Annotated in this window: 14 protein-coding genes; 7 read left to right on the top strand and 7 right to left on the bottom strand. The window is 73.9% G+C overall.

Features of this window, described 5'->3' with window-relative positions:
* Positions 1–10: 10 nt before the first annotated feature.
* On the bottom strand, positions 11–3,805 hold the full coding sequence (locus O4J56_RS22360; RefSeq protein ID WP_270688397.1) for an AAA family ATPase: 3,795 nt from the start codon (positions 3,803–3,805) through the stop codon (positions 11–13).
* Positions 3,806–3,960: 155 nt separating this feature from the next.
* Between O4J56_RS22360 and O4J56_RS22355 the strand changes: the two genes are divergently transcribed.
* From O4J56_RS22355 to O4J56_RS22345, 3 genes are all read left to right on the top strand, one after another.
* Complete coding sequence (locus O4J56_RS22355; protein WP_270688395.1) at positions 3,961–4,569, top strand: DUF2975 domain-containing protein; 609 nt, start codon at positions 3,961–3,963, stop codon at positions 4,567–4,569.
* A complete protein-coding gene (locus O4J56_RS22350) occupies positions 4,570–4,791 on the top strand; it encodes a helix-turn-helix domain-containing protein (RefSeq protein WP_270688392.1) in 222 nt (73 codons plus the stop codon).
* Between the two features lie 152 nt (positions 4,792–4,943).
* Positions 4,944–5,198, top strand: a complete 255-nt coding sequence (locus tag O4J56_RS22345; RefSeq protein ID WP_270688390.1) for a hypothetical protein — start codon at positions 4,944–4,946, stop codon at positions 5,196–5,198.
* A gap of 71 nt (positions 5,199–5,269) precedes the next feature.
* Here O4J56_RS22345 and O4J56_RS22340 read toward each other — a convergent pair whose 3' ends face one another.
* The 4 genes from O4J56_RS22340 to O4J56_RS22325 all read right to left on the bottom strand — a co-directional run bounded on the left by O4J56_RS22340 (position 5,270) and on the right by O4J56_RS22325 (position 8,933).
* The gene (locus O4J56_RS22340; protein ID WP_270688388.1) at positions 5,270–6,181 is read right to left on the bottom strand and encodes an inositol monophosphatase family protein; all 912 of its coding nucleotides are present in this window, start codon (positions 6,179–6,181) and stop codon (positions 5,270–5,272) included.
* A gap of 76 nt (positions 6,182–6,257) precedes the next feature.
* On the bottom strand, positions 6,258–7,487 hold the full coding sequence (gene serB / locus O4J56_RS22335; RefSeq protein WP_270688386.1) for a phosphoserine phosphatase SerB: 1,230 nt from the start codon (positions 7,485–7,487) through the stop codon (positions 6,258–6,260).
* A 112-nt stretch (positions 7,488–7,599) separates the two neighbouring features.
* Positions 7,600–8,205 (bottom strand): DUF1707 SHOCT-like domain-containing protein, encoded by a 606-nt coding sequence (locus O4J56_RS22330; RefSeq protein WP_270688428.1) that lies wholly within the window; start codon positions 8,203–8,205, stop codon positions 7,600–7,602.
* 110 nt (positions 8,206–8,315) lie between these two features.
* Positions 8,316–8,933, bottom strand: coding sequence for a DUF1707 SHOCT-like domain-containing protein (locus O4J56_RS22325; RefSeq protein ID WP_270688384.1), 618 nt, complete (start codon positions 8,931–8,933; stop codon positions 8,316–8,318).
* Positions 8,934–9,045: 112 nt separating this feature from the next.
* Between O4J56_RS22325 and O4J56_RS22320 the strand changes: the two genes are divergently transcribed.
* Together O4J56_RS22320 and O4J56_RS22315 are read left to right on the top strand one after the other, a co-directional pair.
* A complete protein-coding gene (locus O4J56_RS22320) occupies positions 9,046–9,831 on the top strand; it encodes an ABC transporter ATP-binding protein (protein ID WP_270688382.1) in 786 nt (261 codons plus the stop codon).
* Between the two features lie 261 nt (positions 9,832–10,092).
* A complete protein-coding gene (locus O4J56_RS22315) occupies positions 10,093–11,046 on the top strand; it encodes an SPFH domain-containing protein (RefSeq protein ID WP_270688380.1) in 954 nt (317 codons plus the stop codon).
* Positions 11,047–11,260: 214 nt separating this feature from the next.
* Here the strand turns inward: O4J56_RS22315 and O4J56_RS22310 are convergent, their stop codons facing one another.
* The gene (locus O4J56_RS22310) at positions 11,261–11,554 is read right to left on the bottom strand and encodes a WhiB family transcriptional regulator (protein WP_270679020.1); all 294 of its coding nucleotides are present in this window, start codon (positions 11,552–11,554) and stop codon (positions 11,261–11,263) included.
* Between the two features lie 491 nt (positions 11,555–12,045).
* Between O4J56_RS22310 and O4J56_RS22305 the strand changes: the two genes are divergently transcribed.
* The gene (locus tag O4J56_RS22305) at positions 12,046–12,801 is read left to right on the top strand and encodes a sulfite exporter TauE/SafE family protein (RefSeq protein ID WP_270688379.1); all 756 of its coding nucleotides are present in this window, start codon (positions 12,046–12,048) and stop codon (positions 12,799–12,801) included.
* Positions 12,802–12,841: 40 nt separating this feature from the next.
* Here O4J56_RS22305 and O4J56_RS22300 read toward each other — a convergent pair whose 3' ends face one another.
* Positions 12,842–13,468: an HD domain-containing protein gene (locus O4J56_RS22300; RefSeq protein ID WP_270688377.1), complete on the bottom strand. Its 627-nt coding sequence runs from the start codon at positions 13,466–13,468 to the stop codon at positions 12,842–12,844.
* Between the two features lie 142 nt (positions 13,469–13,610).
* Here O4J56_RS22300 and O4J56_RS22295 point away from each other — a divergent pair, with 142 nt between their 5' ends.
* Positions 13,611–14,978, top strand: a complete 1,368-nt coding sequence (locus tag O4J56_RS22295; RefSeq protein ID WP_270688375.1) for an FAD-dependent oxidoreductase — start codon at positions 13,611–13,613, stop codon at positions 14,976–14,978.
* Positions 14,979–15,732: the final 754 nt, after the last annotated feature.

Here is a 15,732-nt window from a genome sequence, read left to right as displayed (position 1 = left end):
GGCGGAACCGTCACAGGTACATCCCCGTCCGCCGGGCGGCCGCGCGGTCCGGCAGCACCGTGGGCACGTCCCGGGCGGTCAGCGCGCGCAGCACGTCGGGGTCGGCCAGGTCCTCATCCGCGATGCGGGCCGCCTGGTTGCGGGCGGTCACCTCGAACACCGCCTGCGCCAGCCGCGCGTTCGCCGGTCCGGCGGTCCCTCCGGCCGCCCGGTCCCGCGCCAGCAGGCTCCGCGCCGCCGCGGCGGCCTCCGCCTCCACCCGGAACCCGGACCGGTGCGCCCGGTCCGTGAAGACCGCCACCAGCTCCTCGACGGCCAGGTCGGGGAAGGGCAGCCGCCGGGTGAACAGTGCGCCCAGGCCGGGGCGCGCGTCCAGGAGGGCGGGCAGCTCCTCCGGGTCGCCGGACGCCACCACCAGCAGGTCGCTGCGGTATTCGCGGACCAGCCGCACCAGTGCCTCGGCCGCCTCCTCGGCCGCGGCGCCGGAGGAGGGGCGCGGCAGCACCGTGTGCGCGTCCTCGATCAGCAGCACGCCCCCGGCGGCGGCCCGGACCGCGCTCTCCACCAGCGCCGTGCTCTGCCCGGGCAGCGTGCCGACCAACCCCTCCCGGTCCACCTGTGCCACGTGGCCCGACGACAGCAGGCCGCGCCGGGCGCACACCGCCCCGGCCAGCTCGGCCACGGTCGTGCGGCCGGTGCCCGGGTGGCCGAGGAACACCATGTGGTCCAGGGCCCCGGGGGCGGTGATCCCGGCCTTGCGCCGGGCCTGCTCCACCCGGGCCCGCGCGTCCAGTTCGCGCAGCTCCCGCTTGGCGGGCTCCTGGCCCACCAGCTCCTCCAGGCGGGCCAGCGGGTCGGCCGGCGCGACCGCGCCCACCCGCGAGCCCGTCGTGGCGGGGATGTCGGCCGGGAGCAGCTCGCACAGCTCCTCGGGCGGCCGCTCGGCCCCGTCGGTGATCCGCTCGGCCTGCAGCGCCGTGGCCCGCTCCAGCAGGTTGCGCACCAGGCGGGCGTTGCCGAAGGCGCCGTCGCGGGGTGCGGCCGACAGCAGCCGCCGCACCCGCTCCCCGGTGCCCTCGCCGACGGTGAACCCCGCCTCGGCGGCCATGTGCGCGAAGATCTCGGTGAGCTCCTCGTCGGTGTAGTCGGGGAAGCCCAGGTGCCGGGGGAACCGGGAGGCGACGCCGGGGTTGGAGGCCAGGAAGCGCTCCATCTCCTTCTCGTAGCCGGCGACGACCACGACCAGGTCCTCCCGGTGGTCCTCCATCAGCTTCAGCAGCGTGGAGACCGCCTCGGGGCCGTAGTCGTTCCCCGAGTCGGACTGGCTGAGCGCGTAGGCCTCGTCGATGAACAGCACCCCGCCCAGGGCGCTGCGCACCGCCTGCTCCACCTTGGGCGCGGTCTGCCCGATGTACTCGCCGACCAGGTCGGCCCGGCCCACCTCCACCAGGTGCCCGGACGCCAGCAGGCCCAGGTCGGCGTAGATCGCGCCGAGCATGCGGCCGACGGTCGTCTTGGCGGTGCCGGGGCTGCCGGTGAAGACCATGTGCCGGGCGGGCGCCTCGACGGCCGCCCCGGCCTCGGTGCGGAGCCGGTCGGCCTGCGCCTCGGCCGCGTACAGCCGGATCTCCCGCTTGACCGATTCCAGGCCGACCAGGGACTCCAGGGCGGCCATCGGGTCGGTGCCCTCGGGGACGCCGCGCTTGCTCCCCACCAGGCCGATGCCCGCCTTGTCGGGGATGTCCGCGGCGGTCAGCACGAACAGGGGGCGGGTGTCGCGCCGTCCCGGGAAGCCGGGCGAGGGCATCTCGCCGGTGTCCGCGAGCCGCCGGGCCTGCCGGGCCAGTGCGCGGTCGAGCAGCGCGCGGACCGTGTGGGCTCCCCCCGACCCGGCCCCGCCGCCGCTGCGCCGCAGCACGCGCTCGGCCTTGGCGAGCGCCTCCGGCTCCAGCTTGAGCCCGCCCCGGGCGGCCAGGGCCTCCACGATCCCCGCCAGGTCCCGCCCGGAGGGCGTGGGGAACGACAGGCGGTAGGGGAAGCGGGCGGCCAGTCGCGGGTTGGCCGACAGGAAGCGGCCCATCCGCTCGTCGGTGTCGGCGAGCACCACCACGAGGTCCTGGTGGTGCTCGTCCATCTCCCGGATGAGGGCGTGCACCGCGTCGTAACCCAGGCTGCGGGCGGCGTCGGACTCGGTGAGCGCCGAGGCGCCGTCGATCAGCAGCACCCCGCCCAGGGCGTTCTTGACCACCTGGGAGACCTGGGAGGCGACGCCGCCCGCGTAGTCGGCGATCAGCTCGGAGCGGTCGGTCTCGACCACCCGCCCGGAGCGCAGGCGGCCGGTCTCGGCGCAGATGGAGGCGAGGATGCGCGCGGCGGCCGACTTGCCGGTGCCGGGGCCGCCGGTGAAGACCATGTGCCGGGGTGCCTTGGGGAAGTCGAGCGGCATGCGCCGGCGGGTCCGCTCGGCCTCGCACTCGGAGTGGATCCGGCGCAGCTCCTCCTTGACCTGCTCCAGGCCGACGAGGGCGTCGAGCTCTTCGAGGGCGGGTCGCCGGCGGCGTGCCTCGGCCTTCTCGGGGGTGGACCCGCCGTCCGCGTCCCGCCCGGCCTCGTCCGGTTCCTCGGTCTCCCCCGCCTGTTCCGGCTCCTGGTCCGGCTTCTGCGCCGGTTCCGCCCCGCCCTCCGCCGCGGCGCCCTGCGTCCCCTCCGGCGTCTCCGGGACGGAGAACACGGAGCGCGGCCGCACGCAGAAGCGGTGCATATCGAACTGGAAGCCGAAGACCGGGAGCGGGGTCCCGGCGCTCGGCTTGCGCATGAGGTCGTCGTCGCCGGAGGCGAGCGCCACGGCGCACCGGGTGCCGTAGTCGAGCCAGGCGCGGCAGGTGTCGAAGTCCCCGGCCGCGGCGGCCTCCCAGAGCCAGACGCGGGCGCGGCGCTTGAAGGCCTCGGCGCTGAAGCCCTCCTTCTCGCGGGCGAACAGCTTCGTCTGGTACTGGAACTCGTGGCTGTCCATCACGGTGGAGGCGACCGGGGGGACGCCGGGCAGCTCCAGGCCCAGTGCCATGTAGGTGAGCGTGTCGTAGGCGTCCGGCATGCCGTGGGCGATGTCCCCGAGCGTGTCGTGGGCCGCGGTGAACCGGTCGAAGGCCCAGTTCAGGAACACCTCGGGCGGGGCGAACTCGGGGGCGTCCGCGAAGTCGTGCGCGGTGATGTCGGCCGCCCAGGCGCGGCGCACCTCGCGCGGGGTGGCGGACAGGTCGAAGCGGTGCAGCTCGGGGTCGGCGGCGCGCCGGTCGAGCAGGCGCAGGATCGCGCGGCGGCGCGGCTCCCAGGGGGTGACGCCCTCGACGGCGTCCAGGACGTCCCTGAGCAGGGCCAGCACGACCTCCCGGGACTCCGGGGTCCCGGCGACGTCCATCAGGCCGTAGAACGGCGGGATCTCCAGGTCGTCGAAGATCCAGCGGACGGGGTCGGTGTCGGGGGTGACGCCGCTGACGTGGTCGCGCATGAGCAGCGAGGGCAGGCAGGAGTGGCTGCCGGAGTTGACCCGCAGCGCGCCGGAGACGCAGATCAGCGCGTCGAGGACGTCCCCGGCCAGGCGGCGGCGCCGCTCCTCGGGGGTGCCGCGGGGCGCGTCCGGTGGGAATTCCAGGCCGCGCTGGTCCGACATGACCAGGGACAGCAGGTCGGAGACCTTGGCGATGAGGTCCTCGGGGACCTGCCAGGGCCCGTATTCGTATACGTCGAGCACGGGCTCGTGGCTGAGCAGGGGCTCCAGGTGCTCGGGCAGGCGGATCGCCGGCAAACGCGCTCCTTCGCGGGGCTCGGGGGGTGGGGGGCGCACAGGGCTCCGCCCCGTGTGCCGTGAGCATATGTCCCGGTTCCGACGCCCGGCACGGCTTGACGGTTGCTTATCGTTTTTCGATAATATCGAAGAACGATAAGTCGAAGGAGGGGTGCATGTCCGGGACATGGTGGGGGCGGACCGAGGGCCGGGTGCTGTCGGGAGTGCTGTGGGTGGGCCTGGCGGCCGTCGGCGTGCTGGGGGTGGCGGCCCCGGTCGCCCGGATCGCCGGTCTGGCCGGGCGTGAGGTGCGGATCCCGGTCGCTCTGGAGGAGGCCGCGGCCGTCCCGGCCGCGGCGGCGCACGGCCGGGTCGCCCTGGAGGGGGCGAGGGAGGGGGAACTGGTGGTCGCCGACCCCACGGTCGCCGAGCGTGTGCTGGCCGAGGCGCCGACGCTCCTCGCCGCCCTGTCGGCCGTCGCGGTCCTGCTCCTGCTGCTGCGCATCGCCGCGGCCTTCCGGAAGGGGGACGCCTTCGCCCCGGGCAACGCCGGGCGCCTGGCGGCCGTGGCGCTGCTGGTGGGGATCGGCACCCTCGTCGTCCCGCCGGTGCGGGCGCTGGCGGCCGACCGGCTGGCGGCGCCGGCGCCCGAGGTGGAGGCGGCGGTCGTCACGGGCTTCAGCGTGCCGATGGCGCCGCTCCTGGCCGCCGTCCTGATCGCGGCGCTGGCCGAGGCGTTCCGGTACGGGGCGCGGCTGCGCGAGGACACCGAGGGGCTGGTCTGAGTGCCGCCGGAGGACGCGGGGGCGATCACCGTCCGCCTGGACCGCCTTTTGGAGGAGCGCGGCCTGACCGTGACCGAACTGGCGGCGCGGGTGGGGGTGACACCGGTGAACCTGTCGGTGCTGAAGAACGGGCGGGCGAAGGCGATCCGCTTCTCCACCCTGTCGGCCCTCTGCCGTGAGCTGGGGTGCCGCCCGGGGGACCTACTCGACTACGAGCCCTGACCCCGGGGCTGAGGGCAACCTTTCCTTATGCCCTCTTCACCGCCGTCGAAACCGGGGCCAAGTCCTCCTTGCTCCAATGTTTACGGTTCCGTTTCCGGGAAAAAATCACACCGCCCTCGGAAAGCGGGCACCGGGTGAGAAATGAGGAGACGATGCCGACACTGCAGCCGGCCATGAAGGCCATCCGCCTCGTCGTCCCCGAACGCGAGGAGTTCGCCCCCATCCGCGACCTCGACGGCACCGTGACCCGGGTGGCGGCCCCGAAGGGCAGCTACCGGTTCCGACGCGGAGACGCGTCCTTCGAGTTCGAGTCCACCGGCCGCACGGAGACCGCCGACGGCGTCAGCGCCGAGGTCTTCACCGCCCACAGGGCGGACGTCAAACTCCCCCTCGCCCGCGGCGCCTGACGGCGCTCCCGGACCACCCGCCCCGGCCCGGTGCCCGACCGGCACCGGGCCGGGGCATGCCGTCCTGATCCTCAGGAGTCCTCGCCGCCGGTCCGCTCCTCCTCCGGTCCGGCCAGGTCGGCCACGCGGGCGGTCAGCCAGCGGCCGAAGGCGCGGGACCGGGACCCCGCCGCCGTGGCCGTGAAACCGGGGGCCAGCTCCGGAGGGAGCGGCTCCCGCTGCTCCTCCTGCTCCTCCTCCGGCCCGGACGCCGCGCCGACCGGCGTGTACACCCCGCCCGCCGAGCGCACCAGGGCCGCGCCGCCGGCCACGTCCCACGGGTGCACGCCCAGGTTGCAGGCGGCGTCCGCGCGGCCCGCCGCCACCCAGGCCAGGGACAGCGCCGTCGAGTACACCCGCCGCACCTCGGCCCGGTCCAGCAGGTCGGCGAAGAACGCCAGCTCCCGCTCGCCCGCGCGCCCCGGCAGCGGGATGTCGGTGAGCACCAGCGGCGCCGGCGCGCCCTCGGTGGCCGGAGGGCGGGCGGCCGTGCCCGACTCCGACCCGGTGCGCAGCGGCAGCCCCGGGCCGCCGGTGAAGCACTCGCCGCGGAAGACGTCGTAGACGCACCCCGCCACCAGGCGCCCCTGTACCGCGGCGCCCACCGAGATGCACGCGAACGGCAGCCCGCGCAGGAAGTTGCCGGTCCCGTCGATCGGGTCGACGTACCAGGTCACCCCGGAGGTCCCGGGGCGCCCGCCGCCCTCCTCGCCGACCACGGCCGAGCCCGGCACCGCCGAGCGCAGCGCCTCCGACAGGTAGCCCTCGACCGCCGTGTCGGCGTCGGTCACCGGGTCGAACCGGCCCTTGGCGGCCACCGCCAGGCGGCCGTCGCCGGAGTCGGACAGCAGGCGCGCCGCCGAGCGCACGCACCGCTCGGCCGCCGCGGCCAGGCCCGCGGCGCGCCGGTGCGGCGCGGGGGCCGGGGCGGTCGGAGGGCACACGGAGGGAGGAGAAGACGACATGAGGGGGCCTCGCTTCAGGGGTTACTGCGAAGCGTACGCGATCGGCTACCCCGCGTCACGCGGTTCCGGGGGATCCGCCCTGCCGGTCGGCCGCCTCCACCTCCTCGCGGGAGATCCCCAGCAGGAACAGGATGGTGTCCAGGTAGGGCACGCTCACCGAGGTGTCGGCCTGCTCCCGCACCACCGGCTTGGCGTTGAACGCCACGCCCAGCCCGGCCGCGCGCAGCATGTCCAGGTCGTTGGCACCGTCGCCGATGGCCACCGTCCGCGACAGCGGCACCCCGGCCTCGGCCGCGAACCCGCGCAGCGCCTCGGCCTTGCCCCCGCGGTCGATCACCGGGCCGACCAGGCCGCCGGTCAGCTTGCCGTCGACGACCTCCAGCGTGTTGGCCGCCGAGTAGTCCAGCCCGAGCCGGTCCACCAGGGCATCGGTGATCTGCGTGAACCCGCCGCTGACGATCGCGAACTCATAGCCCAGCCGCTTCAGCGTGCGCACCAGGGTGCGCGCCCCGGGGGTGAGCACCAGCCGCTCGCGCACCGCGTCCATCGCCGAGGCGTCCAGCCCCTTGAGCAGCGCCACCCGGCGCCGCAGCGACTCCTCGAAGTCCAGGTCGCCGCGCATCGCCTCCTCGGTGACGCGGGCGACCTCCTCGGCGCAGCCCGCGTATTCGGCGAGCAGCTCGATGACCTCCCCCTGGATCAGGGTGGAGTCGACGTCCATCACGATCAGGTGCTTGGCCCGCCGGTGCAGCCCCGACGGCTGCAGGGCCACGTCGATCTGCTGGGTGGCGGCCTCCATCGCCAGGTCGCCGCGGAGCGTCTCCGGGTCGGCCCCCGACACCTCCAGCTCGATCGAGGTCACCGGGTAGCTCGCCAGCCGCTCGATGCGCTCGATGTTGGCCCCCGCGCGGGCGATGCACGAGGTGATCGCCCCGAGCTGCCCCGGGCGCAGCGGGTCGGCCAGCAGGGTCATGTGCAGCCGCTCGTCGGCGGAGACGGTCACCCGGCCGTTGCCGGATGCGAACTCGGCCTCCATCTCCAGGTCGATGGAGGTCTTCTCCACGGCGCTGCGGACCTCGTCGAAGACGCGGTCCCCGCTCACGCCGGGGGCGACGCTCTCGTCGACGGCCACGAGGGCGCCCAGGACGAGCCGGCCCCCGATCACGACCTGTTCCAGGTCGACGAGGGTCACCGGGAAAACGGAGAGGGTGGACAGAAGTCGTGCGCTCACGCCGGGGCGATCGCGACCGGTCACCGTTACCAGGAGAGTGGATTGCTCGTTCATCGCGTTCACAACGGTACTCGCCCTGCTCCCGGGCACAGAGGGCAGGGCGGTGCCCCTGAAGCGGGAGTTCACCCGGTGTCCACCGGCCGGTCGCCCCGCGGAGCCGCCGGCACTACGACTTCTTCTTCCTCTTGGGCTTCTTCGCCTTCACGTCGATCCCGCCGAACATGCAGGTCCCCGTGAGGCGGATCACCGGGGCGTTGGGGTCGGTCACCGCGTCGGTGCCGTGCAGCGAGGTCCCCCCGAAGATCGACGTGGTGCTGTTCACCACACGCACGCCCGGCGGGACGGTGATGTCCAGCCCTCCGCACAGCACCGCGCACTGCACGGTGACCTCGCGCCGGGTCAGCACCGCCTCCCGGAAGTCCAGCCCGATCCCGCCGAACATGGCCGACACGTTGGTGCGGGGCTCCACCAGCCAGCGGCCCTTGCGCTCGGCGCCGCCGAACACCGCGACGATGTTCTCCCGCCCCTGGCTCGCCGACGCCAGCCGCTCGGCCTCGGGCGAGGAGAAGACGGGCGCCTCGGGCCCGTCGGCGGGGGGCGGCAGGTCCCGCACGGTCTCGGCCACCTCGCCGACGGTCTTGGCGCGGTAGAGGGCGTCCAGCCGCTCGGTGTGCTCGGCCGGGTCGAGCCGCCCCTCGGCCAGTGCCTCGCGCAGGCGCTCGGCCACGCGCTCGCGGTCGGCGTCCGAGGCGCGCATCTTCTCCGGCTCCATGGCCGCCGCCCTCCCCTGGGTGTCGGATCCGTCGGCCGTGTGCGCCACGCCCGCCGCCCCGACCGAATGTGTCGAATATGCCACGTCGGTCTCCCCGGCGTCCCCGGAGCTCAATCCCGCGCGTCGGGCGCGCGGGTCTTGACCGAGACCGAGCCGAGCAGCACCAGGCCGGTGACCGCCAGGGTCGGCGCGTCCGGCCCGGCGGGCGCCGCCCCGTCGATGTCGACCGAGCCCAGGATGGTGTTGGCTCGGCTCTCCACCCGCACCCCCGGCGGCACGACCACCTCCACGCTGCCCAGCAGGACGGCGCACTGCAGCACCACGCGGGGGCCGGACAGCACCGCCTCGCGCATGTCCAGCTCGATGGCGCCGAGCACGTTCGAGGCGTTGGTGCGGGGCTCCACCAGCCAGCGCCCCTTGCGCTCGGCGGAGGCGAGTACCGCGACGATGTTCTCCGAGCCCGAGCCGTCGGCGGCCCCGGCGGAGGACACGGCGGGGCCGGGCGCGGACGCGGCCGCCGCACCGGCGCCCTCCGGCAGGTCCTCGGTCAGCCGGGCGAGCTCGCCCATGGTCTTGGCGGCGAAGGCCGTGTCGAGGCGCTCGTCGTACTCGGCGTGGTCGAGGCGCCCGTCGCCCAGCGCCTCCCCGAGGCGCCGGGCGGTGCGCTCGCGGTCGGCGTCGGAGGCGCGCAGCCCGGACGCGGTCGCGGTGGGGACGTCGTCGTTCATGACCACGAGTATCGTCCCGTGGGGGGCCGCGGGGGATCCGGTGGCGACCCTGGGGTTCCCCTGAGACACGCCCTGAGGGGCGAGCGCACGTGCTCGAGGACTGAGGAGAGCGATGGACGGCCAGGTGCTGCGGATGAGCGGGGCGGGGGTGCGCCGCGACGGCGCCGAGCTGCTGACCGGCGTCGACTGGACGGTCGAGGAGGACGAGCGCTGGGTGGTCCTCGGCCCCAACGGCGCGGGCAAGACCACGCTGCTCGCGCTCGCCGCGGTGGAGCAGCGGGCCACCGAGGGCACCGTCGAGGTGCTGGGCGAGCCGGTCGGCCAGGCCGACGCCACCGAGCTGCGGTCGATGGTGGGCTATGCCGGGTCCTCGGTGGCGAACCGCACCCCGGACTCCTCCATCGTGCTGGACCTGGTGATCAGCGCCGCCTACGGGCTGCTGGGCCGGTTCGGCGAGGAGTACCAGACCCCCGACTTCGGGCGGGCCCGCGCGCTGCTGGCCCAGTGGGGCGTGCTGCACCTGGAGGACCGGCGGTTCGGCTCCCTGTCGGAGGGGGAGCGCAAGCGCGTGCTCATCGCGCGCTCGCTGATGGCCGACCCCGAGGTGCTGCTCCTGGACGAGCCCGCCGCCGGGCTGGACCTGGGCGGCCGGGAGGACCTGCTGCGCCGCCTGACCCGGCTGGCCGACACCCTGGAGGCGCCGACCCTGGTGGTCGTCTCGCACCACGTGGAGGAGATCCCGCCGGGGTTCACGCACGGGCTGCTGCTGCGGGAGGGCCGGGTGGTGGACGCCGGGCCGCTGGAGTACGTCATGAACGCCGACAACCTGGGCGAGACCTTCGGGCTGCCGCTGAAGGTGGAGCGCGACGGCGACCGGTGGAGCGCCCGGGCGGTGTGAGGCGGGTGCGCTCCGCGGGGCAGGCGGGTACGGCGGGCCAGGCGGGACGAAAATGCGGTATGCGGAGAACCGTCCCATACGGTCGGCCGCAATAGGGGGACACGGGAATTCCGCACGCCGCTCCTGTCCGCATACGGCCAGGTAAGGCGGGTTTGTGCGCTGGTGAAAGGCGTTCTTCCGAAAGCGGGGGCGTTGATCGGGTTTTATGATCGCCGCGAAGCCCCCCGCCCGCCCCGCAGAGGAGAGCCGGAGCCGCCCCCGATGCTTGCCATTGTCCTCATCGTCCTGGTCTTCGTGGCGATCCTGCTCGTCATCGGATGGCGCAGCGTCTGCATCGTCCCGCAGTCGATGGTGTACGTCGTCGAGCGCTTCGGCCGGCACCACCGGGACCTGAAATCCGGATTCAACATCGTCATCCCGTTCGTCGACCACATCCGCGAGCGCATCGACATGCGCATCCAGGTCGTCAGCTTCCCGCCGCAGGCCGCCATCACCCAGGACAACCTGTCGGTGAACGTGGACACCGCCGTCTACGTCAAGGTCACCAACCCCTACAACGCCACCTACAAGGTCGCCAACTTCATCCAGGCGGTCGAGCAGCTCGCCTCGGCCACGCTGCGCAACGTGGTCGGCGGCATGGAGCTGGAGCAGACCCTCACCTCCCGGGACCAGATCAACCGGGAGCTGCGCTCGGTGCTGGACGAGGCCACCGAGGAGTGGGGGATCGAGGTCAGCCGCGTGGAGCTGAAGGCCATCGAGCCGCCGGAGTCGGTGCAGGAGGCGATGGAGAAGCAGATGCGCGCCGACCGCGACAAGCGGGCCGAGATCCTCACCGCGGAGGGCCAGAAGCAGTCGGCGATCCTGCGCGCCGAAGGTGAGCAGTCGGCGGCCGTGCTCACGGCGAAGGGCAACGCCGAGGCGGAGATGATCAACGCCAAGGCCGAGGCCGACGCGAAGACCCTGCGGGCGCGCGGTGAGGCCGACGCCATCCAGATGGTGTTCAAGGCGCTGCGCAGCGGCGAGGTCGACAAGGACATGCTCGCCTACAGCTACCTGCAGAAGCTCCCCGAGATCGCGCAGGGCGACGCCAACAAGGTGTGGATCGTGCCCTCGGAGATGTCCAAGGCGATGGAGGGCATCGGCGACGCGTTCGGGCGTTTCCGCTTCGAAGGGTCGGAGGGCTCGGGGCCCGAGGGCCCTTCGAGACGCGACTGACGGCGCGGCGGATATCGCGGAGAACGCGGATGACGCGGTCGCGAATGCGGCCGGAACCGCGACGTGAAGAAGATTCGGAATTCGGGAGGATCCGAAAGAAGGCGACGGGGACTCCGGGAACAGGGTGTGCCGCCGGCCGGGGGGTCGGCGGCTCCCTCGTTCTCCGCGGTCGTCGTGGTCGTCGTCCTTGCCCGGTGGTCGGGGGAGGGGCGGGTTACCGGACGCCCGCCCCGGTCCGTTCGTAGCGGCGGCGGGCGCTGTCCAGCAGGTCCCACCAGGAGGAGACGTCCGGGCGGCGGCGCAGCAGCGCCCGGCGCTCGCGTTCGGTCATTCCGCCCCAGACGCCGTATTCGACCCGGTTGTCGAGCGCTTCGGCCAGGCATTCGGTGCGCACCGGGCATCCCCGGCAGATCAGTTTCGCGCGGTTCTGGGCGGCGCCCTGGACGAACAGGGCGTCGGGGTCGGTATCGCGGCAGTTCGCCTGCAGGCTGAGATCAGCGGTCCACATGTTGCCCCACTCCCAAGATCAGACATGTGTCGTGGTCGTGCCGACGGGCGCGTCGTCGGCGACGCGGGGAAAGGGCGGACGGGCCGAGACAGGGGACGCGCGAACCCCGGACCGGCGTGCACACCGGCCCCTCCCGGGGATCGGTCCCTTTTCGGCGCGCGGTGCCCCTCCTCACCGCTGCGGTCGAAACTACGGACCGTGGCGTGGAACCGACAGGCCCCATTCGGCCCATTTCTGAAATAGTCCGTGTGGGTCATAGCCAGATCGGGGGTCCATCACCATGGGTCGGCACATTGTGACGGTGGGCGACCGGCGTCGGTGGGGGTGATCGCCGTGGAGTGACGGAAGTCACTCCTGCTCAGCCGGTTTTCGGGCCCCCGGTTCGGGGTTCGGGGGCGGGGCGGAGTCGGGCGGCGTGGTCACGGTGTGTAGATTGTATGCAGTCCGTGACGATATCGCGGACACCCCCTGTCCCCGAATGAAGGCCGCCGATGGAAGTCTGGGAAGCCCTCGCCGTCCTGGCGGCGGGCATGGGTGCGGGTGCCGTCAACGCGGTGGTGGGCTCCGGGACGCTCTTCACCTTCCCGGTGCTCCTCGCCCTGGGCTACCCGCCGATCACCGCGACCGTCTCCAACAGCATCGGGCTCGCCCCCGGCTCGCTCAGCGGCGCCCTGGGGTACCGGAGGGAGCTGCGCGGCCAGCGCGGCCGGGTGCTCCGCCTCGGCGCGATGTCGCTGCTGGGCGCGCTCGGCGGCGGTGTCCTGCTGGTCACCCTGCCCTCCGAGGTGTTCGAGCGGGTGGTGCCGGTGCTCATCACCGGTGCGTGCCTGCTGATCATCCTGCAGCCGAAGATCTCCGCGTGGGCGCGCAAGCGGCGCCCGGCCAAGCCCGACGGCGGCAGACTCCTGCCGGTGGGCGTGCTCGGCGCGGGCGTCTACGCCGGGTACTTCGCGGCGGCCCAGGGCATCGTCCTGATGAGCCTGCTCGGCACCGCCATCGACGACGACGTGCAGCGGCTCAACGCGCTCAAGAACTGCCTGGCGTTCACCGTCAACGCCACCGCCGCCGTCTTCTACATCATCTTCGCCTCGCCCGCCTGGGGCGCGGTGGCGCTCATCGCTGCGGGCTCGGTCCTGGGCGGCTACGTGGGCGCGAGCCTGGGGCGGCGGCTCAAGCCCATCGCGCTGCGCGGGCTGATCGTGGCCGTGGGGCTCAGCGCCGCGCTGCAGCTGCTGATCGAGTGGTGAGCGCCGCGGCCCCCGGTCGGACCGGGGGCCGCGCGGGGCCTCACCCGCGGGAGAGGTACCCCCGCCGGTCGGCGTCCTCGATCAGCGCGGAGGCGTAGGCGCCGAGCGCCTCCGACCCCTCAGCGATGATCTTGACCTTGTCCATGACCTGGGCACGGGTCACGCCGTGCCGCACCCAGGTGCCGCCCTCGGTGTGCCAGTTCGCCAGCATCGGCGCCAGGCGGTCGATCGCCTTGGCGAACCGGGCGTCGGGCGTGCGGCGGGCCTCGAACTCGTCCCACAGGGCGCGCGCCCGCCCGGCCTGGTCCTCGGGCAGCAGGGCGAAGATCCGGTCGGCCGCGGCGCGCTCGCGCTCGGACTGGGTGCTCTGCCCCTCCGTGTCGTACAGGAAGGTGTCACCGGCGTCGATCTCGACGATGTCGTGCAGCACCAGCATCTCCACGACGCGGTCCACGTCGGCCCCCTCGGGGGCGTACTCGGCGAACACGCGGGCGGCGAGCGCCAGGTGCCAGGAGTGCTCGGCGGCGTTCTCCCTCCGCGCTCCGTCGACCAGCATGTTCCGCCGGAGAATGCGCTTGAGCTTGTCCGTCTCCAGGAAGAACCGGAGCTGGGACGTGAGTCGTTCGTGGTCGACCCCGCCGGCGAACACCGGTGCCGGTTCCGTCACGTAAGTCGCCCTCCTAGATGATGTCGGGTGGACACTGGGGGATAGCCTCGGACGCCCGGCGCCGCTGGGGGATCGGACCCCCATGGAACGGGCGCGGGCTGACGGGGCGGAGACCACAGGGGGAGCCGGCATGGAGCGACGGGTGAACGCACGGACACGCCTCCTCGTCGTCGGGGGAGACGCGGCGGGCATGAGCGCGGCCTCGCAGGCGCGCCGCCGGATCGGCCCCGACGGGCTGGAGATCGTCGCCTTCGAGCGCGGCGCCCACACGTCCTATTCCGCATGCGGCATCCCCTACCTGGTCGGGAAAACCGTAGCCGGTCCCGAGGACCTCGTGGCCCGGGACCCCGCGACTTTCCGCCGCGACCACGCCGTCGACGTGCGGACCGGGACCGAGGTGCGCGCCATCGACCTGGACCGCAGGACGGTCGAGGCGGTGGGGCCGGACGGGCGGGTCCTCACCGAGCCGTTCGACCACCTGATGGTGGCCACCGGCGCCGTGCCCAGGCGCCCCGGCCTGCCCGGGGACCGGGCCGAAGGGGTGTTCGGGGTGCAGACCCTGGACGACGGCATCGCGGTCACGGCCTACCTGGAGGAGCGGCGGCCCAAGCGCGCGGTGGTCGTCGGCGGCGGCTACATCGGCCTGGAGATGGCCGAGGCGTTCGCGCTGCGGGGGATGGAGGTGACGGTCATCACCTCGGGGGACGAGCCGATGGCGACCCTGGACCCGGACATGGGCGCCCTGGTGCGCGGGGCGATGGCGGAGATGGGCATCGACGTGCGCACGCGGGAGCGGGTGAGCGCGATCGAGGCGGAGGGCGGCCGGGTCGCGGCGGTCGTGACCCCCGAGGGGACCTACCCGGCCGACGTCGTGGCGCTGGGCCTGGGCGTCCGGCCCGCGAGCGACCTCGCGCGCGACGCGGGCCTGGAGATCGGCCCGTCGGGCGGCATCGCCGTGGACGCGCGGATGCGCACCTCGCACGAGGGGGTGTGGGCCGCGGGGGACTGCGTGGAGAACTTCCACCGGATCAGCAGGGCGCCGGTGGCCATCGCCCTGGGCACGCACGCCAACAAGCAGGGCCGCGTCGCGGGTATCAACATCGGCGGCGGCTACGCCCGCTTCGAGGGCGTGGTGGGCACGGCCATCACGAAGGTGTGCGACCTGGAGGTGGCGAGGACCGGCCTGAACGAGGCCGAGGCCGAGGCGGCGGGCTTCGCCTACGAGACGGCGACGATGCGGTCCACGACGCGGGCCGGGTACTACCCGGGCGCGACATGGATGACGGTCAAGCTCCTCGCCGAACGCCGCAGCGGCCGCCTGCTGGGCGGCCAGATCGTGGGCCGGGAGAACTCCGGCAAGCGCATCGACGTACTCGCGACGGCGCTGTGGAACGACATGGACGTCGAAGACGTGAGCGGCATGGACCTGAGCTACGCCCCACCGTTCTCCCCGGTCTGGGACCCGGTCCTGATCGCGGCCAGGAAGCTGTCCGAGAAACTCGGCAACTGAGGGGAGAGCGGGTCCCCGCTCGCGGGTGGGGGCCGGGCGACGGGCCGCCGGAGTGCGAGGTAGGAGGGCGGCGACGACGGAGGTCAGCGGCCCTTCTGGCAGCGCTGTCGGGCGTGCGGCGTGTGCACGGTCGCCGTATCGGGCGGCGACGGCCAGAGCGGGGTGGTTCCCCGCCCCTGCGTGCCGTCCGTCAGGTTCCTCGTGGTCCGGGTGGGGGCGGCTGAGCTGGTACCCCACTTGCGGGCCCCGGCCGGCCGTCAGGTCGGCGGAGTGCCAGGTGGGAGGCGGCGACGACGGAGGCGGGCGGCCCCCACCGCAGCGTCGTCGGCCGCGGCGCGTGCGGGTGGTCACCGGAGTGGGCGGCGACGGCCAGAGCCGGGCGGTCCCCCGGCCCTGCCTGCCGTCCGTCCGGCCACTCGCGGTGCGGGTGGGCGGCTCGGCTGGTGCCCCGCTCACGGGCCCCGGCCGTCCGTCAGGCCGCCGGAGTGTGAGCGGGGAGGGCGGCGAGGACAATGGCGGGCGGCCCTACCTGCAGCGTTGTCGGCCGCCGGGCGTGCGGATGGTCACCGTGATGGGCGGCGACGGTGACAGCGGGCCGGTTCCCGGGCCCTGCCTGCCGTCCATCAGGTTCCTCGCGGTCCGGGTGGCGGCGCGGCCGGGTGGGTGCGTGGTCGTCCGTACTCGTGGCGCCCGGGCCCTGCGGTGCGCCCCTGCCCGGCGATGATCTCGACAAGGGTGCTGTCATTCCGGCGGT

The organism is Nocardiopsis endophytica, from assembly GCF_027706725.1.
GTDB classification, from domain to species: Bacteria; Actinomycetota; Actinomycetes; order Streptosporangiales; family Streptosporangiaceae; genus Nocardiopsis_A; species Nocardiopsis_A endophytica.
This window is presented reverse-complemented; position numbering and strand designations above follow the sequence as displayed.